Below are 26,158 nucleotides of genomic sequence, written 5' to 3' on the forward strand. Positions count from 1 at the left end.
CTTGTTCTCCTGTAATCCCTGTCGGGTTGGTCGCCGGGGCGACATCTTCACTGTTCAGGTCGCGCTGATAACGTGGCGGGCGACGAAATGGCCCGGAGCCACCTCCATCAGCGGCGCCACTTCAGGTTCATCCCCTAACGCATGGATCGGGCTGGGGATCTCATCGACCAGTAAGGCACGTTCGCGACGCCGGTGAGCCGGATCGGCGACCGGCACCGCGGCCATAAGTTTTCGGGTGTAGGGATGCTGAGGCTGTTCAAATACCGCCTGACGCGGCCCCATCTCGACTATCTGGCCGAGATACATCACCGCTACGCGGTGGCTGATACGCTCCACCACCGCCATATCGTGAGAAATAAACAGGAAGGCGATGCCAAACTCACGCTGCAGGTCGAGCATCAGATTAATAATCTGCGCCTGAATCGACACATCCAGCGCCGAGACGGACTCATCGGCGATCACCACTTTAGGATTCAGCGCCAGCGCGCGGGCGATACAGATGCGCTGACGCTGTCCGCCGGAAAACTCATGCGGATAACGCTGCGCATGTTCCGGCAGCAATCCTACTTTATCCAGCAGCCAGGCAACGCGCTGCTCCGCCTCACGACGCGGCATCGCCTTGTGGACCAGCAGCGGCTCCATAATTGAGAAGCCGACCGTCAGCCGGGGATCGAGCGAAGCGTAGGGATCCTGGAAGATAAACTGAATGTCGCGTCGCAGATGGGCCAGCGCGGCGCCGGAAAGATGGTCTATCCGCTGGCCGTCAAACGTCAGCGTGCCGCCCTGACTGGCCACCAGCTTCAGCAGCGATCGCCCGGTGGTCGATTTACCGCAGCCGGACTCCCCCACCAGCGCCAGCGTCTCACCTGCATAGAGATCAAAGCTGACTTTTTCGACGGCGTGAACCCGGCTTTTAACGCGATTCAGCAGGCCACCGCGAATATCAAAGCGGGTAACCAGATCGCGCACCTGCAAAATCGGTGGCTGCAGGCGGCGAACCGTATCCTGCGGCACATCATCAACCGCATCGCTGTGCAGCAACGGGAATTTGGCGGGTAAGGGCTGTCCCTGCATCGAGCCGAGCCTGGGCACCGCCGCCAGCAGCGCCTGGGTATAGGGCTGCTGCGGCGCGCTGAACAGCTCGGCGACCGGGGCATTTTCCACCACTTCACCGCGATACATCACCTGAACCCGGTCGGCCATTTCGGCGACCACGCCCATGTCGTGCGTGATAAAAATCACCCCCATCTGCATCTCTTTTTGCAGCACGCGGATGAGCTGCAGAATCTGCGCCTGAATGGTGACGTCGAGCGCGGTGGTCGGCTCATCGGCAATCAGTAGTGCCGGTTTGCAGCAGAGCGCCATCGCGATCATCACGCGCTGACGCATCCCGCCCGACAGCTGGTGTGGGAAGCGCGATAAAACATTGTGTGCATCGGGAATACGCACCAGGTCCAGCATCCGGCGCGCCTCAGCCAGCGCACCGGCGTGACTCAGGCCCTGATGCAGACGAATGGATTCAGCAATCTGCTCGCCCACCGAAAAGACCGGATTCAGCGAGGTCATCGGCTCCTGAAAGATCATCGCCATATCCGCGCCGCGTACCCGGCGCATCTGACCTTTTGAGGCGCGCATCAGATCCAGCACGTCGCCGTTACGACGACGCAGCTGCACCTCACCGCTGACGATGCCGCCCGCCTGCTCAATCAGCCGCATCAGCGCCAGCGAGGTGACCGATTTACCGGAACCTGACTCCCCCACCAGCGCCAGTGTTTCGCCGCGAAACAGATCGAGCGACAAATGACGCACCGCGTCTGTGACGGTGCCTTCGTGCTGAAAACGCACATTGAGATCGCGTACTGCCAGTACCTGCTCAGGGGCCAGCGGCGGTAACGTTTGCCTGTCGCTCATCACTGCTCCTTAACTTTCGCGATAGATAGCGACGTCCGCCGCTTCGCCGACTCGCCCAACGCCCCGGTACATGCCTTCGCTGTTAAACGGCAGCGCCACGTTGCCAGCGCGATCGACCGCAATCAGCCCGCCGCTCCCGCCCAGTTCCAGTACGCTGTCATGAATGACGTTAACCGTAGCCTGCTGCAGTGAGCGTCCGGCGTAGCGCATCTGCGCAGCCACATCGTAGGCCGCCAGCGTGCGCATAAAGACTTCGCCGGTGCCGGTACAGGAGACTGCCACGCTGTCGTTGCTGGCGTAGCAGCCTGCACCCGGCAGCGGCGAGTCGCCGACCCGCCCGGCCTGTTTGTTGGTCATACCGCCCGTTGACGTCGCAGCCGCGAGGTTGCCCTCAAGATCCAGTGCAACCGCGCCAACTGTGCCGAATTTACGGTCCGGGTCGAGCGGATCGTCGCTGTGCGCGGCACCATCATGGTCCAGCACTGCGGTATCGCTGTTGAGCGCACGCTGCAACTGCTCCCAGCGTTCCGGCGTTGAGAAGTAATCAGGCGCGACCGTTTCCAGTCCATTCGCCACTGCAAACTGCTCTGCACCCTCGCCGATAAACAGCACATGTTCGCTTTTTTCCAGCACGGCTCGTGCTGCCAGCACCGGATTGCGAACCCGCGTCACGCCTGCAACCGCGCCCACCTCCAGCGTTCGGCCATCCATGATGCAGGCATCGAGTTCATGGGTGCCCTGATGGGTGAACACCGCCCCTTTACCGGCGTTAAACAGCGGACACTCTTCCAGCAGTCGCACGGCCTCGGTCACCGCATCGAGTGCGCTGCCACCCCGAGCCAGTATCTGCTGACCCTGAGTGACAATATCGTGTAGCGCCTAGCGATAACGTTGTTCCTTTTCGGCGCTCATTGCTGCGCGCGTAATAGCACCTGCGCCGCCGTGAATGGCGATCACTGCATTGACCATAACGCTCTACCCTGTAGTTGCATCAGGACGAAAAACACTGATTTAAAATGGTTTTCACCGGGTTTGGGTGATTTTTGACTATAGAAAGCCTGCTAAGTGTTGTAAAGCGGAAACTGTTCCTGTGGTTATAACCTTTTCTTACCATTCTATTTCCTTTTTGCCATAACAACCGGCGCGCCAGGCCGACACCGATGTGACTCAGCGGCCAATCCGACCCATAATAGGCAGCATCTGAAACAACCAGGCTGGACTGTTCATGGAAAGTTTTACTGCAGGTTTGATCTCCCTTGAGGAGGCGCAACAAAAAATGCTGTCACAGCTGACGCCCGTCACCGACTCCCTGAGCGTGCCGCTGGCCGACGCGGTCGGCCGGATCACAGCAACCGCAGTCACCTCGCCGATTGCGGTGCCGCCCTTTGATAACTCCGCGATGGATGGCTACGCCGTCAGGCTGGCCGATGTCAGCAGCGGACAGCCGCTCCCTGTGGCAGGTAAAGCCTTTGCGGGCGCGCCCTTCAGCGGTGAGTGGCCACAGGGCAGCGTGATTCGCATCATGACCGGTGCGCCGGTGCCCGCCGGCTGTGAAGCGGTGGTGATGCAGGAGCAGACCGAAACCCAGGGCGAGGCGATTGTGATTACCGCGCCGGTGCGTCAGGGACAAAATATCCGTCTGACCGGTGACGATATACAGCCAGGTCATGTCGTGCTGGAAGCGGGAACGCGTCTGGGCGCCGCGGAGCTGCCGCTGCTGGCTTCGCTGGGTATTGCGCAGGTCAGCGTGCTGCGAAAACTGCGGGTGGCTATCTTCTCCACCGGCGATGAACTTCAGCCGGTCGGTGAGCCGCTGGCAGAAGGCCAGATTTACGACACCAACCGTTTTGCCGTCTCGCTGATGCTGCATAAGCTGGGCTGCGAAGTCATCGACCTTGGCATCATCAAAGACGATCCCGCTGCCCTGCGCGCTGCATTTGAGGAAGCGGATCGGCAGGCCGACGTGGTGATCAGCACCGGGGGTGTCTCAGTCGGCGAAGCGGACTTCACCAAAAGCATGCTGGAAGAGCTCGGCGCGATCAGCTTCTGGAAGCTGGCGATTAAACCCGGCAAGCCGTTTGCCTTTGGCCGCCTCAACAGCAGCTGGTTCTGCGGTCTGCCTGGCAATCCGGTCTCCGCCGCCGTCACTTTCTATCAGCTGGTGCAGCCGCTGCTTGCCACCCTCACCGGCCAGCAAAAATCTGCTTTGCCGCCTCGTCAGAAGGTGCGCTGCGCCTCGCGACTGAAAAAGTCACCGGGCCGTCTCGACTTCCAGCGCGGCATCCTGCGCCAGAATGCACAGGGTGAACTGGAGGTGGAGACCACTGGCATGCAGGGTTCGCACGTCTTCAGCTCTTTCGCTCAGGCGAACTGCTTTATTGTGCTGGAACGGGATCGCGGCAACGTTGAGCCGGGCGAATGGGTTGAGGTAGAGCCTTTCAACGTGCTGCTGGAGGCATAAATGCTGCCTGAACTCAGCGATGAGGAGATGCTGCGCTACAACCGGCAAATTGTCCTGCGCGGCTTTGATTTCGACGGTCAGGAGCGGCTGAAAGCGAGCCATGCACTGGTCGTCGGGCTGGGCGGACTCGGTTGCGCTGCCGCGCCCTATCTGGCTTCTGCGGGCGTCGGCAATCTGACGCTGCTCGACTTCGATACCGTGTCGCACTCCAACCTGCAACGGCAGCTCCTGCATCATGATGCGGATATTGGCCGCGCCAAAGTGGACTCCGCCGCGCAGAGCCTGGCCGCCATCAATCCGCACTGCCAGCTGAATCCGGTCAACGGTCAACTGGATGATGCGGCGCTGCTGGCACTGATTGCCCGGCAGCAGGTGGTGCTGGACTGCACCGATAACGTTGCGGTGCGTGAGCAGCTCAACCGGCTTTGCCGGCAGCAGCGGGTGCCACTGGTTTCCGGCGCCGCGATTCGGATGGAAGGTCAGATCAGCGTATTCAACTGGCAGCCCGGTACACCTTGCTATCGCTGTATCAGCCGCCTGTTTGGTGAACAGACCCTGAGTTGCGTCGAAGCGGGCGTCATGGCCCCGCTGGTTGGCGTGATTGGTGCGATGCAGGCGATGGAAGCCATTAAGGTGCTGACCGGATTCGGCACCCCCGCCACCAGCCGGTTGCTGATGTATGATGCCATGAGCGCGGAGTTCCGCAGCATGAAGGTCGCGCAGGACGCGCATTGTGAAGTGTGTGGCGGTGGGGCTTAAGGTCAAAAGCAATACATCTGCTCAGTGAAGCCAGCGCTGTTTTGAACTCTGCCTGCTTTAGGGAACACGGTCAGATCGGAAAGTCGCTTAGACCATCCCTGGGCGCTCTGCCCGCGCGATTACGCACCTCATCCCTGAGGTGCGCCCGTTGCCGGGCCAACGCTTCGCGTTGTTCAAAAACGCTCCCGGCGTTTTTGTCCATGGCGCGGGACGCTTTCCTCCTCTGACCATGTTCCCTGCGCTTTAAACATATGCGTTGCGGCCAAATTCACTCTGAACTGGCTTTATCAGAATTCTTAACGATGGGGGCCTGCGTCGAACACATTCCCCGATCCCACGCTCAATCCACTTACAGACAACTCAAAACTTAAAGCGAAGGGAACATACGCCTGTAGCAAAGCATAGCGGGCCAGGGATGGCCCGCGCTGAGCATGCCATGGATGGTGTCTTTTGCGTCTTTGCGAAAGGCGTATGCTCCCTGAAGCCCGCACAGTGGTGACGTTTTACCTGCTTAGGGAACCTGGTCAGATCGGAGAAAGTCGCTTAAACCATCCCTGGGCGCTCAGCACTGCCGGGCAAAAAAACGGGGTGGCCTGCGCCACCCCGTTTTTTATCAGACGATACCCTGACTCCGCAGGTAATCTTCATAATTACCGGTGAAGTCCACCACCTTGTCTGCTTTCAACTCAATCACACGGGTTGCCAGCGAGCTGACAAATTCGCGGTCATGCGAAACGAACACCAGCGTGCCTTCATACATCTCCAGCGCCATATTGAGCGATTCAATCGACTCCATATCCAGGTGGTTAGTCGGCTCATCCATAATCAGGATGTTCGGTTTTTCCATCATCAGCTTACCGAACAGCATACGACCCTTCTCACCACCGGAAAGCACTTTTGCCGGCTTCTTAATATCATCCTGCGAAAACAGCAGACGACCCAGAATACCGCGAATGGTCTGCTCATCATCGCCAGGCTGTTTCCACTGACTCATCCAGTCAAATACTGTCAGGTCATTGGCAAAATCATCGGCGTGATCCTGAGCGTAATAACCAATACGCGCATTCTCTGACCATTTAACCGTGCCATTATCTGGCGTAAGCTGACCGACCAGCGATTTCAACAGCGTTGACTTACCAATACCGTTGGCACCAATTACCGCCAGCTTCTCACCCACTTCCAGCAGCAGATTTAAATTCTTAAACAGCGGACCGTTATCAAACCCTTTGGTTAAACCTTCCACTTCCAGCGCATTACGGAACAACTTCTTGTCCTGCTCAAAGCGGATAAACGGGTTCTGACGACTGGACGCTTTCACTTCATCCAGTTTAATTTTATCCATCTGCTTAGCGCGTGATGTCGCCTGACGTGATTTAGAGGCGTTGGCGCTAAAACGACTGACGAATGATTGTAAGTCAGCAATCTGCGCTTTCTTCTTAGCGTTGTCAGATAACAGACGTTCACGTGCCTGCGTTGCAGCGGTCATATATTCGTCATAATTACCGGAATAAACCCGCAACTCGCCATAATCCAAATCGGCCATATGGGTGCAGACCATATTAAGGAAGTGACGGTCATGCGAAATGATAATCATGGTGCTGTCACGCTCGTTCAGCACCTGCTCCAGCCAGCGAATAGTATCGATGTCCAGGTTGTTCGTCGGTTCGTCGAGTAACAAAATATCGGGATTAGAAAACAGCGCCTGCGCCAGCAGCACACGCAATTTAAAGCCCGGCGCAATTTCGCTCATCGGGCCGTAATGCTGCTCAACCGGAATACCCACGCCGAGTAATAACTCACCGGCACGGGACTCGGCGCTATAGCCGTCCATCTCACCGTAAAGCGCCTCAAGATCGCCGACTTTATACCCCTCTTCTTCGCTCATCTCTGGCAAAGAATAAATACGGTCGCGCTCCTGCTTCACTTCCCATAATTCATGGTGACCCATGATGGCGGTGTCCAGCACGCTGAATTGTTCAAAGGCGAACTGATCCTGACGCAACTTACCGATGCGCTCATTAGGATCGTAAGAGACGTTGCCGCCTGACGGCACCAGATCGCCACCCAAAATCTTCATGAAGGTGGATTTTCCGCTGCCGTTCGCACCGATTAAACCGTAACGATTACCGCCGCCAAATTTAACGGAGATATTTTCGAACAGTGGCTTGCTGCCAAACTGCATGGTGATATTGCTGCTAACTAACACGGCATTGACCTTTGTGAAGAAATGGATGAAAAAACGGCGGCTATTATGCCAGATGTGACGCAGCGCACGCCAGCGTCAGGCGTGGATTCCTGGCGGGGTGATTGATATCCCGGCAGAAATAAAAAAGCCGGAGGGCCATAATGGCCCCCCGGCTCCCACTTACAAGGATTGTGTCGATCAATCGATCAGGAAACTGTCCAGGCTTTTACCGGAATCCAGCGCTTTTTTAATCGCTGCTGGGGTACGGCCCTGGCCAGTCCAGGATTTCTGCTCACCGTTCTCGTCGGTGTAAGAATATTTAGCCGGACGCGGCGCACGCTTGGTACGTTTTTTTCCGCTTTCCAGCGCACCTAATAATTCATTAGGATCGATGCCGTCAGCCAGCAGCATTTCGCGATATTTAGACAGCTTTTCTTCTTTTTCGCGATTCTGCGTCTCTTCTGCTTCTGCTTCTTCGCGGCGCTCAGTAACAACAACAGTTAATTTTTCCAGGATCTCTTCAAGATCGGTCAGTGGCAGTTCACGAGCCTGGGCACGTAATGTGCGAATATTGTTCAGTACCTTAAATGCGTCACTCATCACAATGTCCTTGATTAAGGGGGGTTAATAAAACTGTAGCGCCAAGACTACCTAATTCAAATAAAAAAATAAATTATTTTTACGCTACAGATAATTCTTAAGTATTAATTCAGACAAAATACCACTATTAAAATCGACAGTGCCTGCCGTTTTATTAACGCCGAATTAACAACAAATCGCACTTTTACTCAGCCAATGAAAACGATTTCAGCCAGATTATACCGGTAGCGCATAGTTAACGCTGTTCGCTAAAAGCGGGCTGTATAGCAGCATTATTTACAATCAGGGTCCCGGCAATAACAGTTTAAAACGGTGCCCCAGGCGCGATCCCTGTCACACCAGCTTACAGATTATGCTTAAAAAGCCATCCGCAGTACCGTTAAATAGCGCAAAAGAATTACCGCCTGACTGTTTTTTTAATTATGTCTCCTGCCGCCCGATAATCGTTTTTGCCGCTGCGATTAAGGGCAGAGTCAGATAATTCGCAGAGCGCGACGCGCTGCACAATAACAGCGCGCTCTGGTTCAGCCTGACGAATAGTCGCGCGCGTCTCCGCTCGCTCAGTCGTGAGATACCTTAAAAAATCGACAAAAAAATAAATGCAGAAAAGTGACGCAGCTCAAAAACGGCAATCCAGGATGCGTCAGCAGCATAAAAATAATCACTCGCCAGGGGCGCTGATAATATCCCTGCCGTTGCCTGTGGTTTATTTTCTGCGGACTGAGACGGAGAGGATGATGCTGAGATATCCACTTATTCAACGGGTTAGATCATCATGAACGACCTGGACAGGCTGAAACTTTCTGTTTTAACGCGGAGAGAGGGAGAGATAAGGCAGTCGCTGTAGTGAGGCAGCGACCGCCGGGGGATTAATTCGCCTGCGTAGCCGGGCCAAATACCGGGTAATCCGGCATATCAACGTTCTGGTAGGTTTCCCAGCCGCCGCCCAGCGCTTTATAGAGCGCCACTAAATCGAGTGCACTTTGCATCCGCGCCTGCGTCGCCTGCTCCTGTGCCTGCGCCAGCTGACGCTGCGCATCCAGCACCTCAAGGAAGGTGGAGAGCCCCTGCCGATAACTGTCGCTGGCGAGATCAAAGGCGCGCTGCAATGCACCAGTCGTCTCATCCAGTGCGGTAACGCGCTGCTGATCGGCGCGGTAACTGACCAGCGCATTCTCCACATCCTGCAACGCCGTCAACACCGTCTGACGATAATCCAGCGCGGCGCTGGCCTGCTGCGCCCGCGCTAACTTCACGCTCGACACCAGCTGTCCGCCCTGGAAAATCGGAATCGATAACGACGGGCCAAAGTTGTAGAAATGGCTGCTCCAGTTATCGAGATAGCTGACGTCAGTGTTACGCACGCCCAGCTGGCCGGTCAGAGACAGGCTCGGGAAAAGCTGCGCGACTGAGACGCCAATCTCAGCGGTTTGTGCATGCAGCGTCGCTTCAGCCTGTCGTATATCCGGACGACGGCGTGCCAGCGTGGACGGAATGCCCACCTGGACAAACTGCGGCAGCGGCGGCAGCGCTTTTGGTGTGCTGAGCTCAGCATCCAGCGCGCCCGGTGTCTTGCCGAGCAGCACCGCTAACCCATTCATCGCCTGCCGCGCCTGCGCCTGATACTGCGGCAGTTGCGCCTGCAGCGTGCTGAGCTGGGCACGGGCATTCTCCACATCGGTCAGCGGAGCCAGACCATTACGCTGCTGGCTTTGCGTCAGCTCCGTCGTCTGCTGTGCAATTTCAATCTGCTGCTGCAGCGTCTGGATGGTCGTCTGCGCGCCTCGCAACTGCAGCCAGGCTCGCGCCACTTCGGCCTCCAGCGAGACCAGCGCATCATTGCGCTGTTCTATCGCGGCCTGCTGCTGAGCATTGGCGGCCTCAACCTGACGGCGCACTTTGCCCCACAGGTCGAGCTCCCAGCTGGCGTCAAAGCTGCCCTGATAGAGGTTCACCGGCTGGGTCAGGCCATTTAGCTGGCTGGCCACATTGCTGTCGAGCTGATCGGTTGCGCCATTAGATTCCAGCAGGCCTTTGAGTCCAGGCTGCTGACGCGTCACTTTGGCCGACCCGCTCAGGCTGGGTAACAGACTGCCCTGCGCCTGCGTCAGCTGTTCACGCGCGCCAGCAATGCGCAGCACCGTCTGCTGCAGGCTCAGGTTGCCCGCTATCGCCCGCTCAATCAGGCTGTCGAGCTGCGGATCGTTGAAACTGCGCCACCAGCGGGAATTAATTGCGGCATTTTGCGGCTTAGACGCTTCCTGCGAATCCAGGGTGTTATAGCTTCCCGGCACGACAGGTTTCGGTGCCTGATAGTCAGGCCCGACGGCGCAACCCGCCAGCCCAAGGGCCAGCAGTAAACTCAGGGGTTTCAGGCGATGAGAGTATAAAACCTTCATGTTAGTGTGCTCCTGCACTGCCTTCGCTCTTAATCGGCGACAGCAGCCAACAAAATGGAATCAAAATCAGGGCGACAATACTCAGGCCTGAGAAGACATCGATGTAAGCGAGAATACGCGACTGCGCAATCATCTCCTGATAGAGCTGTCCGGTTGCCAGCGTGACGGGATCGCCCACCGCCGAGGTAAAGTCGCGTATCGCCTGCGCCCAGTGCTGAACCGTAATGTTGAACGGCTCGTTCAGCGGCGTCATGTTATGCACCATATCTGCCGACCGCGCCTGTGCGCGCTCGGTGATCGCCGCAGTCGAGAGCGAGATCCCAATCGATCCGGCCACGTTACGGAACATGGTAAACAGCGCCGAGGCATCCGCATTAAGTCGCTGCGGAATGGTGACAAAGGCGATAGTGGTCAGCGGAACAAACAGGAAACCCAGCCCGATTGACTGTGCGCTACGCATCATCACCAGCGTTTTGAAATCGACATTCGGCGTCAGGGTAGAAGAGTAGAAAAACGCCACGGCCAGACAGCTGAAGCCAAAGGCGATGATGTATCGCGTCTGTACAATCGGCATCAGTTTCAGCACCAGCGGAATGGTCAGCACGATCAGCACCGCGCCCGGCGACAGCACCAGCCCTGACCAGGTGGCGGTGTAACCCAGATCCTGCTGCGCCAGCTGTGGCAGCACCACGGAACTGCCGTAGAGAATCATCGCCATGCCCGCCATCAGCAGCCCGGCTACCCAGAAGTTGCGATCTTTCATCACCAGGATATCGACCACCGGTTTACGGGCATACATCAGCCAGTAAACGGCCCCGACGATGCCGACCAGCGCCAGAACAGCGAACAGCACGATAAAGTGCGAGGCGAACCAGTCTTCATCTTCGCCGCGGTCCAGCATCACCTGCAGACAACCCAGCCCTAAGGTAATCAGGCTGATACCGATGTAATCGATCTTCAGCTTACCTTTGGCCCATTTGCGCTCCCACGGTGGATCTTCCAGCAGCTGATAGATCGCCAGCACGGTCAGCACGCCCACCGGGATGTTGATAAAGAACACCCAGCGCCAGCTGTAGTTGTCGGTGATCCAGCCACCCAATGTCGGACCAATCACCGGCGCGACAATAATGGCGATAGAAGAGAGACCAAAGGCCTTGCCGCGATCTGCCGGCTTGAAGTAGTCCAGCAGTACCGACTGCTGAACCGGCTGCAATCCGCCGCCAAAGAAACCCTGCAGAACGCGGAACAGAATGATCTGCCACAGTTCCGTTGCGATGCCGCACAGGAAAGAGCAGATGGTAAACATGACGATGCAGATCAGGAAGAACTGTTTACGGCCAAACAGCCGGCTGAAGAACGCAGAGATAGGCAGCACAATACCGTTCGCCACCAGATAGGAGGTCAGCACCCAGGTGGACTCATCGTAACTGGAAGAGAGCGAACCGGCGATGTGCGGCAGCGCCACGTTAACGATGGTGGTGTCGAGGATCTCCATAAACACCGCCAGCGTCACCGTGATCGCCACTAACCACGGATTACTGGCCGGTTTCCAACTCTGCGCCGTACTCATTCCACCGTTACCTTCGGTTCAACTGAGAGACCCAGCGGCAGGGGATGGTTGGGATCCAGGCCCTTGTCGATCACGATTTTCACCGGCACGCGCTGAACAATTTTCACGTAGTTACCGGTTGCGTTCTCTGACGGGAAGGTCGAGAAGCGGGAACCGGAGCCCATCTGAATACTATCGACATGCCCTTCCAGCTTCATATCCGGCCAGGCATCGACGCTGATTTCAACTTTATCGCCCGGATTCATGCGTTGCAGCTGAGACTCTTTGAAGTTTGCGGTCACCCAGATTTCAGGCGAAACCAGCGAGAACAGCGAGGAGCCCGCCTGCACCAGCGTGCCGAGCTGAACGTTACGCTTGGTGATAAATCCGTCATACGGCGCGCGAACCTGGGTATAGGAGAGATTAAGATCGGCCGTGCTCAACTGCGCCTTCGCCTGCTCAACCTGTTGCTGACGCGCTTCAACATTGGTCTCCTGCTGACGAATCTGCAGGGCAACCTGTGACGCGACTTCAGTCTGGGCTTTCGCACTCTGTAACTGCGCCTGCGCCGAACGTAACTGCGCGGAGGCGCTATCGATATTACGCTGACTGGTCGCGCGCGGATCGACACCACGCTGGCGACGATAATCCGCCTGCGCATTCAGCAGATTTGCTTCCGCTTTAGCCTGATCGGCCAGAGCCTGATCGCGCTGGGCCGGATACTGTACCTTCGACAGCGCCAGCTGGGCCTGCGCCTGATGCAGCTGAGCCACCGCTAAACCGAGCTGCGCATTGGCCTGTTCACGCTGGGCACGGTTGTCGCTCGGATCGATCTCCACCAGCAAATCGCCCTTCTTCACTCGCTGGTTATCTTTCACCAGCAGCTTCACGACATAGCCGGACGCTTTAGGCGCAATGGTCACGGCATCGCCTTCGGTAAAGGCATCGTCGGTGGTTTCAATATTGCGGGTAGATAACCAGAACCAGAGACCGACAATCAGCATAATCACCACCACCACCGCCAGAATAATCAGCGGCTTTTTACCGGGGCGTTTACGCTCAGGCTGCTGGTCGTTGTCCTGATTTTCCTCTGACTGACGGCTCTTATCCGTCGCGTTTTCTGCGTCCTGCTGGTGTGGATCGCGTTGATTATTCTCGCTCATAGTTCCCATCACTGGCTAAGGCCCTGATTCCGGGCATAAAGGTCCTGTTAACCTTATATCGGAAACTGACAAAATCCAGTGCAACTTTACGAAACTTGAGGAATGGCGCACGTCCTGCCACCTCCGGGAGGCAGCAGGACGCGTCGGGCCTAATTAAGCAACCGCAGAAGCAGCCAGCCGCTGGCCATTGACCAGGCCAGCAGAGGAATGGAGAAGAGATGGAATTGCCACCAGACGGCGCGATCTTTCGCCATACGCAGGGCGATCAGGTTAGCCAGTGAACCCGGCAGGAGGCCGAATCCGCCAATGTTGACCGCCCAGGCAAGCAGTTCGGTCGGCGGGACCTTCTGCAGCAGCAGAATGGTGGCCGGGACGTTACTGATCACCTGTGACAGACCAATCGCCAGCAGATAGAGCTGCCCCTGACCGAAATGCGCTACCGCATCAAAGTGAGCCTGCATGACCGGCAGGCGCGTCAGCAGGAAGACGTCAACAAACATGGCGATAAACACCGCCAGCAGGCTCCAGTCGATGCGTTGCAATACCTGACGCGCCATCACCATGAAGGTGGCGAGGATCAGCAGCAGTATCCAGCCGGTGATCTCCAGCTCCAGACCGGCAATAAACAGCAGGTATAACACCACGCTGACGATAAACAGCGGCTTCTGCCACTCCGGCTGTTCCGGATTCTCATGCTTATCAATCGACCGCTTTGAGAAGCTGAACCAGGTCAGTACCACCAGGCTCAACAGCAGCCAGGCGGCCAGCGGCAGCATCTGCACAATGAATGCAATAACGCTGAGCTTGCCGTGACTCCACAGCAGAATGTTTTGCGGATTACCGACCGGGGTCAGCAGCGATCCGGCATTGACCGCCAGTGCCTCGAAAATGATCAGGCGTGAGATAGGTAAATGTGAGAACTTCCGCAGCGTCAGCGTCAGCGGCACCAGAATAAATAGCGCCACATCGTTGGTCAGAAACGTCGAAAGCAACGCAGCAGCCAGCACCATAAACAGCGCCAGCGCACGTTCATGCCGGAAACGGGCAATCAGTCGTCCCCCCAGCACGTCAAAGTAGCCGCTGGTTTCCAGCCCTTTGGTCAGGATTAACAGCCCGGTGAGTGTGATAATCGTGTGCCAGTCGACGGCACCGGGCAGATCGGCCCAGCGGAAATCCGCCAGAAATGCCAGAACTACACCAATAACGATTAATAAATGCAAAATTGAGTCATGCAAAAAAGATCGAAGCAGTTGAGGCATGGTGAGGGTACGCCTTAGCGTTAACGGGTTTCGGAGAACTTCTTAAATACAGCCAGCGTTTCATCACTGACGTGATGTTCAATACCTTCTGAATCGCGTCGGGCCGTTTCGGGACTGATGCCCAACGCCAGCAGAAAGCTTTCAACAATATGATGACGGGCGCGGCTCTCCTCTGCCAGCTTCTCACCTTCGCTGGTCAGGAAGACACCGCGGTAAGGCACCTGCTCTACCAGCCCGGCACTGCCAAGCCGCTTCAGCATTTTAGCCACGGTCGGTTGCGAAACGCCCAGACGGGCTGCCATATCGACCTGACGCGCTTCGCCAAATTCACCAATCAAATCAGAGATTAACTCAACGTAGTCATCAATTAATTCCCGACGATGCGCTTCACGCACCTGCCGAAAACCTTCGACATGCTCTTCAATATCTTTCAGTGGTCCTTTTGGCGCAGAAACCACGCTTTTAGCACGACGACTCATTCAGCTTCCTCATTATTATTTCCCGTACTGACACTGCTGTACGGATTTAGCTGCGCTCATTGTAAACCAGCCGCAAAGAAGCTCAAATTTTTCGTCATTAGCCTTGGCTAAACGATATAGCCAGTGCTATATTCGATGATAATGTAAGCAGTAAAAGTACGATCCTTGTGGATCCTTTACTGCTCCGGTGATGATGACGCTTCTCACCGCAGGTTGCTGACTACCGCGTCGACAATGATTGGGAGGTGATTCTATGAGCACCCTGAAATGTTGCTTAGATTGCAGCAAATGCTTCCAGGCTGAAAAGAAAACAACCACGGAGATGAAATCCTGGCTGTGCCTGCTGACGCGTTCCCCGTTCACACTGCGTCTGATGTTGATTGAGAAACTGCTGGGCCATAAGCCTGCCGATCGTCGCTGCCAGAATCTGATCTGGCGCGGCTAATCCTGATTCAGTGCCTTTCAGCCACTGGCTGAGAGGCTCACTTTCCCCCCTTCTTCTCTGAATTCCTGCCAGAACAGAGTGCCCTGCGGCATAGCGTCGCATGGCTGTTGATCGGCTTCAGTTCTCAGAAAGGGTCGGGAAAGGGAGAGAGGTGGGAGATGGCGGGTAAAATCAGCACAATAAAAAACGGCCCACAAGGGGCCGTTTTTTTGCAGGTCAGCTAAGCTAAACTTAGAAGCTGTAACCTACGCCAGCAATCCAGGTACCGACGTCAACGTTACGGATACGGCTCTGCTCGTAACCAACGTCAACAGCGATGTCCTGCATTGGGTTAAACTGCATACCTGCGCCGTAAGAGAAGCCTACGTCGCTGGTGTCAGCTTTATCGCGTGATGAAGTATCGTTAGCCTGGTATTTACCGTAGCCGATACCTACAACACCATAGATGCTAGCCCAGTCGTTCAGACGGAAAGCAGGACCACCGGTCACACCGTAGTACTGGCCTTTGTTGTAAACGCCATCTTCGGTACGATCTTTTTCAGTGTAGGTGAATGAACCGATCCAACCCAGTGGGTTAGAACCGTCTTCGTAGCGGTATTTCAGGTTGAAGCCGTTAGCTTTGTTAGCAACGCCCTGATAATCGCTCTGAGCATAGCCACCAGTTACGGTGCTCTGTGCCATTGCTGAACCTGCAGATACTGCCAGTACACAGGCTAATGCTGAAAGACATGCAATTTTTTTCATAACCACCTCAAATGTGAAAATACTTCTCTCCTGACAACGCTGAAAATATAACAAAAAATAGCGAGAAACTCTGCCCGGATTTTGTTGTCTAACAGAATGTTTGGTGTAACAGGAAGTTAATGCGACAACCTATGTCATTCATTTTTCTTATAAAAAGCGTCATATTCCTGCAACAATCATTTTGTGCTCATTTCATTCTTTAAGTAAAATCCTAAAAAATCCTGACATTTCTTTACCAAAATGGCCCTGATTCTGACCAAAAAATGCTCAGCAGAAGTAAATTTAAAACACAAATCCGTGCTTTTTTGCCCCTCATTTCCTTACACTGGCTCACTCATTACGTTGATGACCAGGAAAAGTACACAGGATGTCTGCCTCTCCCGCTGCAAAAAATCTTACCCCGATAGTGTTGCCGATTGCCGTACTGCTGATTGCGATGCTGTCGCTGCAGGGCGGCGCCTCGCTGGCGAAAAGCCTGTTTCCTGCCGTCGGTGCGACCGGGATTACCGCGCTGCGTCTGGGCTTTGGCACCCTGATCCTCTGTGTCATCTTCAAACCCTGGCGTTTACGCTTCAGCCGGGAGCAACGTCTGCCACTGCTGATGTATGGTCTGGCGTTGGGCACCATGAACTTCACCTTCTATCTGGCAATTCGTACCGTGCCGCTGGGCGTGGCGGTGGGACTGGAGTTTACCGGTCCGCTGGCGCTGGCGCTGTTTGGATCGCGTCGCCCGCTCGATTTTGTCTGGGTGCTGCTGGCGGTGATTGGCCTGTGGTTCCTGCTGCCTTTTGGCACCGGCATGACCGCAATTGATCCGCTGGGCGCAGCGCTGGCCGTGGGTGCGGGTGCCTGCTGGGCGATCTATATCCTGGCAGGACAGCGGGCAGGTGCAGAACATGGCCCTGCAACCGTTGCCATCGGTTCGCTGATTGCTTCGGTGATTTTTGTGCCGCTGGGGCTGACGTTCGCAGAAAGTGGCATCTGGACCTGGGCCGTGATGCCAGTCGCGTTGCTGGTTGCCCTGCTCTCCAGCGCCATTCCCTACTCGCTGGAGATGATCGCCCTCACCCGCTTACCGGCGCGCATCTTCGGTACGCTGATGAGTCTGGAACCGGCTATGGCCGCCTTTTCCGGCATGCTGTTTCTGGGAGAAACCCTGACCGGACTACAGTGGCTGGCGCTGCTGGCCATCATCATCGCCTCGGCCGGGTCAACGCTGACCATGCGACCGAAAAAGAGTCAGATAAACAGCGTTGAATTAGCAGACGATAGTCAGAAATAAACCCGTTAAGCTCGCCCTGGTGGCGGGCTAAATAACAATCATGCTCATCATGAGAATTATTCTTAACCTTCGCCTTTTCCTGCGCTGACTATTTTGAAACAGACGCTTACCAGTTATTAACAATTTACTTTAATTAATTGATTTTTAATCATAAATCATGAATTTTATATTTTAACATGGCATTAACCGTCTGCGCGCTACTCTTTTATTAATAAAGCCACACGCTATTTCATCCATCGACAAAGTCGTTTCTGCAAAGCTGAAAAGCGCTGCTATACTTATCCGGTACTTGATTAGGACAACCATCAAAGAGAGGACTGAAACGATGAGTACCGCTAAATTGGTTAAAACTAAATCTTCTGACCTGATTTATACCCGCAATGACGTGGCCGAAGACGAAAAGAAAGCCACCATCGCGGTGTTGAACCGTCTGGTAGTCGAGTTTATTGACCTGTCATTGATTACTAAGCAGGCGCACTGGAACATGCGCGGTGCTAACTTCATCGGTGTACATGAGATGCTGGACGGCTTCCGTACTGCGATCACCGATCATCAGGACACCATTGCCGAACGTGTTGTTCAACTGGGTGGCGTGGCGCTGGGCACCACGCAGGTTGTTAACGATACCACTCCGCTGAAAAGCTATCCGCTGAACATCCACAGCGTTCAGGATCACCTGAAAGCCCTGGCCGACCGCTACAGCGTTGTTGCTAACGATACCCGTAAAGCCATTTCAGAAGTGAAAGACGAAGATACCGCTGACATCTTTACTGCGGCATCACGCGATCTGGATAAATTCCTGTGGTTCATCGAAGCCAACATTGAATAAGACTCAATGCAGTCAATCAGGCGGGGAAACCCGCCTTTTTTACGTCTGTGTTACCGCATTTTTATGACCCTGTTAACAGTTTTTCCTTCCTTCGCTTCACAGCCTTAACATCTGAGGCACACTACCGCTTGCACCAAAACAGCCACCTGCACCAAAATCGAGCACCATAACGGTGCAAAGGCAGAATTAACTGCAAAATCGTGTCAGCTATGTTATTTAACTCTCTGATTTCGCGGATTTTGCAATGTTGGCATAATTCTTTCATATGACAAGCCGCAAACGCAGGCCCTGCCGCCTGGTAGTAAAAAAAGGAAAAATGATGAAGTCACTGTTAAAAGTTTCTGTGGCCGCGCTGGCGCTGGCCTTCTCCCTCTCCTCCACTGCAGCAGAAAAGAAGCTGGTCGTCGCTACCGATACCGCCTTTGTTCCGTTTGAATTCAAACAGGGTGACAAGTATGTCGGCTTTGACGTCGACCTGTGGGATGCCATTGCGAAAGAGCTGAAGCTCGATTACACCCTCAAGCCAATGGACTTCAGCGGCATTATCCCTGCACTGCAAACGCGCAATGTCGATCTGGCACTGGCGGGTATCACCATCACTGAAGAACGTAAAAAAGCGATCGAGTTCTCTGATGGCTATTACAAAAGCGGTCTGCAGGTGATGGTGCGTAACAACGAGAACGACATCAAAGGCATCAGCGATCTGAACGGTAAAGTGGTCGCAGTGAAAAGCGGCACCGGCTCTGTGGAATACGCAAAAGCCAACATCAAATCTAAAGATCTGCGTCAGTTCCCGAACATCGACAGCGCCTACATGGAGCTGGGCACCAACCGTGCGGACGCGGTGCTGCATGACACGCCTAACATCCTTTACTTCATCCACACCGCCGGTAAAGGCCGCTTTAAAGCAGTAGGCGATTCAATCGAAGCGCAGCAGTACGGTATCGCCTTCCCGAAAGGCAGCGACGATTTACGTGAAAAGGTCAACGGCGCACTGAAAACGCTAAAAGAGAACGGCACCTACAACACGCTCTATAAAAAATGGTTCGGCACCGAACCTAAATAATAATCTGCCCGTTATCTGATTTCAGCAGGGAAACTTTTTCCCTGCTTTTTTCCATCGCAACATATCTGGAGTGACACCATGGATTTTGACTGGAGCGTCATCTGGCCCGCCATGCCAGCGCTGCTTGAAGGCGCTAAACTGACCTTAATTATTTCCATTATCGGACTGGTTGGCGGCCTGTTCATCGGGCTGATAGCCGGTTTTGCCCGCGCTTACGGTGGCTGGATCACCAATAACATCGCACTGGTGTTTATCGAAATCATCCGTGGCACCCCTATCGTGGTGCAGGTAATGTTCATCTATTTTGCTCTGCCGATGGCGTTCCCCGACCTGCGCATTGACCCCTTCAGCGCAGCGGTGGTGACCATCATGATTAACTCGGGCGCGTATATTGCCGAGATTACCCGTGGTGCCGTGCTGTCGATCAACAAGGGCTTCCGCGAAGCCGGACTGGCGCTTGGCCTGTCGAGCCGCGAAACGCTGCGCTACGTGATTATGCCGCTGGCGCTGCGCCGTATGCTGCCGCCGCTGGGCAACCAGTGGATTGTCAGCATCAAAGACACCTCGCTGTTTATCGTTATCGGTGTGGCTGAACTGACGCGTCAGGGTCAGGAGATTATTGCCGGTAACTTCCGCGCTCTGGAAATCTGGAGCGCCGTCGCGATCATCTATCTGGTGATTACGCTGGTGCTGAGCTTTGTGCTGCGCCGCATTGAGAAAAGGGTGAAAATCCTGTGATTGAATTTAAAGATGTCTCCAAGCATTTTGGCCAGACCCAGGTGCTGCACAATATTGATCTGAAGATTAACCAGGGCGAAGTGGTGGTGATTATCGGCCCATCCGGTTCCGGTAAATCCACCCTGCTGCGCTGCATTAACAAGCTGGAAGAGATCACCAGCGGCGAGCTGATTGTTGATGGTCTGCGTGTGAATGACCCGAAAGTCGACGACCGCCTGATTCGTCAGGAAGCGGGCATGGTGTTTCAGCAGTTTCATCTGTTCCCACAGATGAGTGCGCTGGACAACGTCGCCTTTGGTCCGATCCGGGTGCGCGGGGCCAGCAAAGAAGCCGCACGTCAGCTGGCGCGTGAGCTGCTGGGTAAAGTGGGTCTCGCCGAGCGTGCGCATCACTTCCCGTCTGAGCTCTCCGGCGGCCAGCAGCAGCGCGTGGCGATTGCCCGTGCGCTGGCGGTTAAGCCGAAGATGATGCTGTTTGATGAGCCGACTTCAGCGCTGGACCCGGAGCTGCGTCACGAAGTCCTGAAAGTGATGCAGGATCTGGCGGAAGAAGGCATGACGATGGTGATTGTGACGCACGAAGTGGGCTTCGCTCAGAAGGTCGCGTCGCGCCTGATCTTTATCGACAAAGGCCGGATTGCGGAAGATGGCGATCCTGACAGCCTGATCAGTAATCCACCCAGTGACCGTCTGCGCGAATTCCTGCAGCACGTCTCCTGATCAAAACGGGCCGCTTAGCGGCCCGTTTTTTTTATGCCCTGAGCCGCAGTAATACCGTGCCTGCACCGGGAACACCCTAGCTTCCCAGACGACTCAGCAGTTTGCTGCGCTGTGCGGCAGGCATAAAACTCCACGCCAGGAAGCGACTCTGCTTCTGGCCCTGCGCCATATTCACCACCCGCACCTCAGCGACGTCGAGCGCCTGCAGCTGTTTTTCCAGCGCCGGTAAGTTCTCTTTGCGCGACACCAGCGAGGTAAACCAGCCGATCTGACGACCCAGCGCCACGCTCTCGGCGATCATCTTGCCGATAAAGCCTTTTTCACCCCCCGGATACCACAGCTCATTGTGCTGACCGCCAAAGTTAAGTGGCGCACTCTTGTCCAGTCCGAGATTGCGGACCTTACGCTGCGAACCGGCCACTGCCTCATCCGGGGACGCGTGGAACGGCGGATTACACATCACCGCGCTGAAGAATTCCGTTTTGCTGACCACTCCCGCCAGCACCGCATCGTTGTTTTTCTGACGACGCAGACGGATCTGGCGCGTCAGGCGTGGGTTAGCCGCGACGATGCGGTTAGCGGCTTTGATGGCGGCTTCATCAATTTCGGTGCCGGTAAAGCGCCAGCCATATTCCGCCGCACCAATCAGTGGATAGATGCAGTTTGCGCCGCAGCCAACATCGAGAATGTCCGCCATCGGGATAACGCCGTTGTTATCCAGCGCCAGCAGATCGGCAAGATAGTGCAGATAATCGGCGCGTCCCGGTACTGGCGGGCAGAGTGAGCCAGGAGAAAGCTGCCAGTCGATGTCGTAAAAGAGTTTGATCAGCGCCTGGTTCAGCAGCATCACCGCCTCCGGGTCCGCAAAATCCACGGACTTCACGCCATAACCATTAGGCCGGACTTTAGCCTTCAGCGGCGGATGAGCTGCGGTTAACGCGGCAAAATCGTATTCGCCCTGATGGCGATTGCGGGCGTGGAAGGGCGACGTGCTGGCTGACTTTTTCATACGTTCTCTCAATTATTCAGGCGCGCGTACAATACGCTGTAGGCGGCGGAAAATAAACCCGCACCATCCGCTTACCTCTTTCCGATTCCGTCGGGTGATGCTGTCGGGCTAAGATAAATAAAATTCCCTGCTGGAGAAGTTATGAGCCATAAACGCTATTCCTATCAACCCCGTGCGGGTCACGGTCTGCCGCACGATCCGCTGAACGCCATTATCGGGCCGCGCCCGATTGGCTGGATTAGCTCTGTCAGCGCCAGCGGCCAGCGTAATCTGGCACCTTACAGCTTCTTTAACTGCTTCAACTATCATCCGCCGATTATCGGGTTCGCCAGCAGCGGCTGGAAAGACAGTGTCCGGAATATTGCAGAGACGAAAGAGTTTGTCTGGAACCTGGCCACCCGCCCGCTGGCCGAAGCGATGAATGAAAGTTCCGCTTCGCTGCCTGCCGATCAGGATGAGTTCGCCTTTGCCGGATTAACGCCGCTGGCGGCTTCCCAGGTTAACGCCAGCCTGGTGGCAGAAAGCCCGGTCAACTTCGAGTGCCGCCTGACGCAACTGATCCAACTGCAGGATGCCAGCAGCAACCTGCTCGACAGCTGGCTGGTAATGGGTGAAGCGGTGGCGATCCACATCGATGAATCGCTGCTGGAAGCGGGCATTTATCAGACCGCGAAAGCCGAACCGATTCTGCGCGCGGGCGGCCCGAGCGCCTATTACGGCATCAGTGAAGCGCAGCGTTTTGATTTAGTCCGTCCGGACGCACGCCGCAAATAATCCTCACCCCACAAGCGCATCGGTCCGGTGCGCTTTTATCTGCGCCACTGCGCGGGCGATATCGGGCGCCAGCCAGCGATCCTGCTGCCAGCGCTCAACGACCTGCCGCAGATGCTGCCAGGCACGCCGCGTGCCTGCTGCCAGCTGTGATTCACCGTGAAACTCCAGCGCCTGCGCCGCCAGCAGATACTCAATCGCGATAATGTGATCAACGTTGCTCACCAGCTTCAGCAGTTTCAGCGCCGACCCGGTGCCGAGGCTCAGATGATCCTCCTGTAATCCCGACGTGACATAGTTGTCGAGCACCGCAGGCTGCGCCAGCTGACGGTTTTCCGCGCAGAGCGAGGCCGCCACGTACTGCGCAATCATCATGCCGGAATTGACACCCGGCTCAGCCACCAGAAACGGTGGCAGGCCGCTGACCAGCGGATTCACCAGACGATCCAGCCGTCGCTCGGCGATACTCCCCAGCTCCGCCAGCGCAATCGCCAGCAGGTCACAGGCCATCGCCACCGACTCGCCATGCGGATGTGACTGTGACACCACGCGCCATGCCTGCGGCGTGCCCAGAATCAGCGGATTGTCGGTACAGGCGTTGAGTTCGGTCTCCACCTGACGGGCGGCGTGATCAAACTGATCGCGGCAGGCACCATGAACCTGCGGCATCGACCGCAGACTCATCGCATCCTGAGTCCGGATGCCGACGCTCGCCTTCAGCAGCGGGCTGTCACTCAGCAACTGGCGCAGGCGTTCGCCGCTGCGCTGAATCCCCGGACTGGCCTTGAGCGCCAGCACCTCCGGATCAAACGCCACCAGCTGACCGCGCAGCGCCTCAAAGCTCATTGCGCCCGTCACATCCGCCCAGTCCAGTAGACGTTCGGCATCGTCCAGCGCCAGACAGGCTAAGCCGGTCATGCAGGGCGTGCCGTTGACCAGGCTCAGCCCCTCTTTGGCGCCGGGCCGGAAAGGCGCTAATCCCGCCTGGGCCAGCGCCTGCTGCGCGGGCATGATTTCGCCGTGCCACTCCACCTCGCCGATGCCGATCAACGCCAGGCCGATATGCGCCATATGGGTCAGATAGCCTACGGATCCCTGCGACGGCACCTGTGGCGTAATCTGCAGATTCAGCAGCGCCAGCAGCTGCTGCACCAGCGCCACTGACACACCGGATTTACCGTGGCTATAATTGGCAATCGCAGCGCACATAATGGCGCGCACTTCCGCTTTTTTCAGCACCGGTCCGACACCACAGGCATGACTCAGCAGGGTATTGCGCGACAGCTGGCTCAGTTCATCTTCAGAAAGGGTGATGTTGCACAACGCCCCCAGCCCGGTATTGATGCCGTAGGCGACCTGCCCCGCCGCCACGATATTGCCGACGATGTCACGACTCTGCGCGATGCGCTGCCAGGCGCTGTCGCTCAGCATCAGGGTCGCATTGTGCCGGGCGACCTGCACCAGCATCTGCCATGTCAGCGGGCCATCGCCCCAGACCCGTGTCTGACTCATCCCGTCGTTCATACCACCGGCTCCACCTGATGATGACTGGAGATAAACTGCTTAAAGCGCGCCGAACCGGCGTCGCCGAACATCGCCTCTGGCGTGCCCTGACAATCAATCGTGCCCTGATGCATAAACACCACCCGGTTTGAGACGTTGCGGGCAAAGCCCATCTCATGCGTGACCACCAGCATAGTGCGCCCCTCTTCGGCCAGGCTGCGCATCACCTTCAGCACCTCGCCTACCAGTTCCGGATCCAGTGCCGACGTCGGTTCATCAAACAGCATCACCTCCGGGTCCATCGCCAGCGCGCGGGCGATCGCTACCCGCTGCTGCTGACCGCCGGAAAGCTGGGCAGGATAGAAATCTTTGCGATTCAGCAGGCCGACCCGATCCAGCAGCTGTTCCGCCTGGGCGATGCAGGCTTTTTTATCGCGCTTCAGCACGTAGTGCGGCCCTTCGATGACGTTTTGCAGGACGGTGAGATGCGACCAGAGATTAAAACTCTGAAACACCATCCCGAGCCGGGAACGCAGCCGCTCAATCTGACGCGGGTTAGCCGCCAGCTGGTGCCCGCGCGCATGACGCTTCATCTCAATGGTTTCACCGCCGACGCTGACAACGCCGGAATCGGGCGTCTCCAGCAGGTTGATGCAGCGCAGCAGCGTACTTTTACCCGAGCCGCTGGCACCGAGAATAGAGATGACATCGCCCTGGTGCGCCTGCAGCGAGATGCCCTTCAGCACCTCCATCGCGCCAAAGGATTTATGGATATCGCTGGCCGACAGCGTGACGGGTGGCAATTCAGACATGTTTATTCTCCTCCGGGGACAAGCGCTTAGCGGCCGGTGACGGCTTTTTTTCCGCTTTGTGAACCGGCGTCAGACGCCGCTCCAGCAGGGCATACAGCTGGACGATGATGAAGTTAAGGATCAGGTAGATCGCTGCCGCACAGAGAAACACCTCCATGGTGCGGTAAGTACGCTGGATAATCTGCTGCGCCACGCCGGTGACATCCCACACCGTCACCAGACTGGCCAGCGCGGTCGATTTCACCAGCAGAATCGCTTCGGTGGAGTAAGCGGGCAGCGCATAACGCAGCATCACCGGTGCGATAATGCGCCGCAGCAGCAGGCCGCGCGACATGCCGCACGCCATTCCCGCCTCCACCTGACCGGGCGGGACCGCCAGCAGCGCACCGCGCAGGATCTCCGCCGTGTAGGCGGCGGTACAGAGCGACAGAGCCAGCACCGCGCAGGTAAAAGGCTCACGCAGAAACGGCCAGAAGACGCTGTGGCGGATCACCCCAAACTGCCCCAGGCCGTAGTAGATCAGGAACAGCTGGATCATCAGCGGCGAGCCACGAAACACCAGAATGTAGCCGCGGGCAAACGCACTCAGCAGCCGCCAGCGGCTCATGCGTAGCGCCAGAATGCCCACCGCCAGCACGCCCCCGCAGAGAAAGGCGCTGATAAACAACCCGAGCGTGACCGGCAGCGCCGCGCTGAGTTTCAGGAAGGTGTCCGAGAGGAACGCGAAATCGATCATAAGTCTCCTTAATGCTGTGCAGCGGTGCGGCTTTGCCAGGCGCGACCAAGACGGGATTCGGCCCGCAGAAAGGCGCGGTTCGACAGCAGCGTCAGCAGCAGATAACAGGCGCCGCCCACCAGGTAAAAGGAGAAGTAGTCACGGGTTGAACCGGCTGCAATCTGGCTGGCCCGCATCAGTTCGACGATGCCGGTTACCGACACCAGCGCCGAATCTTTCAGGCTCATCTGCCAGACGTTTGACAGGCCCGGCAGCGCATAGCGCGCCACCTGCGGCAGCAGGATACGCTGCCGGATGCGCCAGCGCGGCATACCAATAGCGACGGCGGCTTCGATCTCCCCTTTCGCCAGAGCCAGCCGCGCAGCGCGATAGACTTCCGCCTGGTAAGAGCCAGAGATAAGCCCGATGGCCAGTGCCCCTATCAGAAACGGCGGCGCTTCGATAAAGCCGTCTGCGCCAAACAGTTGCCCGATCTGTGTGATCAGTCCCGATCCACCGAAGTAGAACAGGTAGATCACCAGCAGCTCAGGAATGCCACGAAAGATGACCGAGTAGCTTTCCCCCAGCCAGCGTACCGCCCGGTGCGAAGACAACTTTGCGGCGGCAACGCCCGATCCCACCACCGCGCCGACCAGCAGCGCGGAAAACGACAGCAGTAGCGTGGTCAGCGTGGCACTCAGAATCAACCGTCCCCAGCCGTCGGGACCAAAACTCAGCAGGCTTATCATCAGTTACCTCA

23 protein-coding genes and 1 pseudogene are annotated in these 26,158 nt (G+C 56.4%); 9 read left to right on the top strand and 15 right to left on the bottom strand.

What is annotated here, in order from left to right; genetic code table 11:
• Positions 1-54: 54 nt before the first annotated feature.
• The gene (locus tag PU624_RS16565; protein ID WP_283545857.1) at positions 55-1,911 is read right to left on the bottom strand and encodes a dipeptide ABC transporter ATP-binding protein; all 1,857 of its coding nucleotides are present in this window, start codon (positions 1,909-1,911) and stop codon (positions 55-57) included.
• Positions 1,912-1,920: 9 nt separating this feature from the next.
• Positions 1,921-2,880, bottom strand: a pseudogene (locus tag PU624_RS16570) (isoaspartyl peptidase/L-asparaginase family protein).
• A 256-nt stretch (positions 2,881-3,136) separates the two neighbouring features.
• Between PU624_RS16570 and moeA the strand changes: the two are divergent.
• Both moeA and moeB read left to right on the top strand, forming a co-directional pair.
• Entirely contained in the window at positions 3,137-4,372 is a 1,236-nt protein-coding gene (gene moeA / locus PU624_RS16575; RefSeq protein WP_283545858.1) for a molybdopterin molybdotransferase MoeA, read from the top strand.
• Complete coding sequence (gene moeB, locus PU624_RS16580; RefSeq protein WP_283545859.1) at positions 4,373-5,131, top strand: molybdopterin-synthase adenylyltransferase MoeB; 759 nt, start codon at positions 4,373-4,375, stop codon at positions 5,129-5,131.
• A 613-nt stretch (positions 5,132-5,744) separates the two neighbouring features.
• Here moeB and PU624_RS16585 read toward each other — a convergent pair.
• The 7 genes from PU624_RS16585 to mntR all read right to left on the bottom strand — a co-directional run bounded on the left by PU624_RS16585 (position 5,745) and on the right by mntR (position 14,765).
• Complete coding sequence (locus tag PU624_RS16585; RefSeq protein ID WP_283545860.1) at positions 5,745-7,337, bottom strand: ABC-F family ATPase; 1,593 nt, start codon at positions 7,335-7,337, stop codon at positions 5,745-5,747.
• A 177-nt stretch (positions 7,338-7,514) separates the two neighbouring features.
• A complete protein-coding gene (locus PU624_RS16590) occupies positions 7,515-7,916 on the bottom strand; it encodes an H-NS family histone-like protein (RefSeq protein WP_003850507.1) in 402 nt (133 codons plus the stop codon).
• 869 nt (positions 7,917-8,785) lie between these two features.
• Positions 8,786-10,315, bottom strand: a complete 1,530-nt coding sequence (locus PU624_RS16595; RefSeq protein ID WP_283545861.1) for an efflux transporter outer membrane subunit — start codon at positions 10,313-10,315, stop codon at positions 8,786-8,788.
• 1 nt (position 10,316) lies between these two features.
• Entirely contained in the window at positions 10,317-11,885 is a 1,569-nt protein-coding gene (locus tag PU624_RS16600; protein WP_283545862.1) for a DHA2 family efflux MFS transporter permease subunit, read from the bottom strand.
• The gene (locus PU624_RS16605; protein WP_283545863.1) at positions 11,882-13,027 is read right to left on the bottom strand and encodes an HlyD family secretion protein; all 1,146 of its coding nucleotides are present in this window, start codon (positions 13,025-13,027) and stop codon (positions 11,882-11,884) included. The genes PU624_RS16600 and PU624_RS16605 overlap by 4 nt, the downstream gene beginning before the upstream one ends.
• A 149-nt stretch (positions 13,028-13,176) precedes the next feature.
• Positions 13,177-14,286, bottom strand: coding sequence for an SLC13 family permease (locus tag PU624_RS16610; protein ID WP_283545864.1), 1,110 nt, complete (start codon positions 14,284-14,286; stop codon positions 13,177-13,179).
• 20 nt (positions 14,287-14,306) lie between these two features.
• Complete coding sequence (gene mntR / locus PU624_RS16615; protein WP_003850512.1) at positions 14,307-14,765, bottom strand: manganese-binding transcriptional regulator MntR; 459 nt, start codon at positions 14,763-14,765, stop codon at positions 14,307-14,309.
• A 253-nt stretch (positions 14,766-15,018) separates the two neighbouring features.
• Here mntR and PU624_RS22240 point away from each other — a divergent pair, with 253 nt between their 5' ends.
• Positions 15,019-15,210 (top strand): hypothetical protein, encoded by a 192-nt coding sequence (locus tag PU624_RS22240; protein WP_033782439.1) that lies wholly within the window; start codon positions 15,019-15,021, stop codon positions 15,208-15,210.
• A gap of 231 nt (positions 15,211-15,441) precedes the next feature.
• Here PU624_RS22240 and ompX read toward each other — a convergent pair whose 3' ends face one another.
• The gene (gene ompX, locus PU624_RS16625; protein ID WP_283545865.1) at positions 15,442-15,954 is read right to left on the bottom strand and encodes an outer membrane protein OmpX; all 513 of its coding nucleotides are present in this window, start codon (positions 15,952-15,954) and stop codon (positions 15,442-15,444) included.
• 367 nt (positions 15,955-16,321) lie between these two features.
• Here ompX and rhtA point away from each other — a divergent pair, with 367 nt between their 5' ends.
• The 5 genes from rhtA (at position 16,322) to glnQ (ending at position 20,588) form a co-directional block, all read left to right on the top strand.
• Positions 16,322-17,236, top strand: coding sequence for a threonine/homoserine exporter RhtA (rhtA, locus tag PU624_RS16630; protein WP_283545866.1), 915 nt, complete (start codon positions 16,322-16,324; stop codon positions 17,234-17,236).
• Between the two features lie 325 nt (positions 17,237-17,561).
• On the top strand, positions 17,562-18,065 hold the full coding sequence (gene dps, locus PU624_RS16635; protein WP_090962719.1) for a DNA starvation/stationary phase protection protein Dps: 504 nt from the start codon (positions 17,562-17,564) through the stop codon (positions 18,063-18,065).
• A gap of 319 nt (positions 18,066-18,384) precedes the next feature.
• A complete protein-coding gene (gene glnH, locus PU624_RS16640; RefSeq protein ID WP_090962721.1) occupies positions 18,385-19,131 on the top strand; it encodes a glutamine ABC transporter substrate-binding protein GlnH in 747 nt (248 codons plus the stop codon).
• Positions 19,132-19,209: 78 nt separating this feature from the next.
• Positions 19,210-19,869 carry a glutamine ABC transporter permease GlnP gene (glnP, locus tag PU624_RS16645; RefSeq protein WP_136197138.1) on the top strand — a complete coding sequence of 220 codons (660 nt, stop codon included), beginning with the start codon at positions 19,210-19,212 and terminating at the stop codon, positions 19,867-19,869.
• Positions 19,866-20,588: a glutamine ABC transporter ATP-binding protein GlnQ gene (gene glnQ, locus PU624_RS16650; RefSeq protein WP_003851741.1), complete on the top strand. Its 723-nt coding sequence runs from the start codon at positions 19,866-19,868 to the stop codon at positions 20,586-20,588. Before glnP ends, glnQ begins: the two co-directional genes overlap by 4 nt.
• 76 nt (positions 20,589-20,664) lie before the next feature.
• On the opposite strand, the gene rlmF is transcribed toward glnQ, so the two are convergent.
• Complete coding sequence (rlmF, locus tag PU624_RS16655; protein WP_283545867.1) at positions 20,665-21,597, bottom strand: 23S rRNA (adenine(1618)-N(6))-methyltransferase RlmF; 933 nt, start codon at positions 21,595-21,597, stop codon at positions 20,665-20,667.
• 141 nt (positions 21,598-21,738) lie between these two features.
• Here rlmF and PU624_RS16660 point away from each other — a divergent pair, with 141 nt between their 5' ends.
• Positions 21,739-22,371: a flavin reductase family protein gene (locus tag PU624_RS16660; protein WP_283545868.1), complete on the top strand. Its 633-nt coding sequence runs from the start codon at positions 21,739-21,741 to the stop codon at positions 22,369-22,371.
• Positions 22,372-22,374: 3 nt separating this feature from the next.
• Here the strand turns inward: PU624_RS16660 and PU624_RS16665 are convergent, their stop codons facing one another.
• From PU624_RS16665 to PU624_RS16680, 4 genes are read right to left on the bottom strand one after another with little or no spacing between them, the layout of a single operon-like run.
• Positions 22,375-23,880 (bottom strand): HAL/PAL/TAL family ammonia-lyase, encoded by a 1,506-nt coding sequence (locus PU624_RS16665; RefSeq protein WP_283548019.1) that lies wholly within the window; start codon positions 23,878-23,880, stop codon positions 22,375-22,377.
• 8 nt (positions 23,881-23,888) lie between these two features.
• Entirely contained in the window at positions 23,889-24,683 is a 795-nt protein-coding gene (locus PU624_RS16670; RefSeq protein WP_283545869.1) for an ABC transporter ATP-binding protein, read from the bottom strand.
• Entirely contained in the window at positions 24,676-25,419 is a 744-nt protein-coding gene (locus PU624_RS16675) for an ABC transporter permease (protein ID WP_283545870.1), read from the bottom strand. The genes PU624_RS16670 and PU624_RS16675 overlap by 8 nt, the downstream gene beginning before the upstream one ends.
• Before the next feature lie 8 nt (positions 25,420-25,427).
• Entirely contained in the window at positions 25,428-26,147 is a 720-nt protein-coding gene (locus PU624_RS16680; RefSeq protein WP_283545871.1) for an ABC transporter permease, read from the bottom strand.
• Between the last annotated feature and the right edge of the window lie 11 nt (positions 26,148-26,158).

Origin of the sequence: Pantoea sp. Lij88 (genome assembly GCF_030062155.1) — a bacterium.
Taxonomy (GTDB): Bacteria; Pseudomonadota; Gammaproteobacteria; order Enterobacterales; family Enterobacteriaceae; genus Pantoea.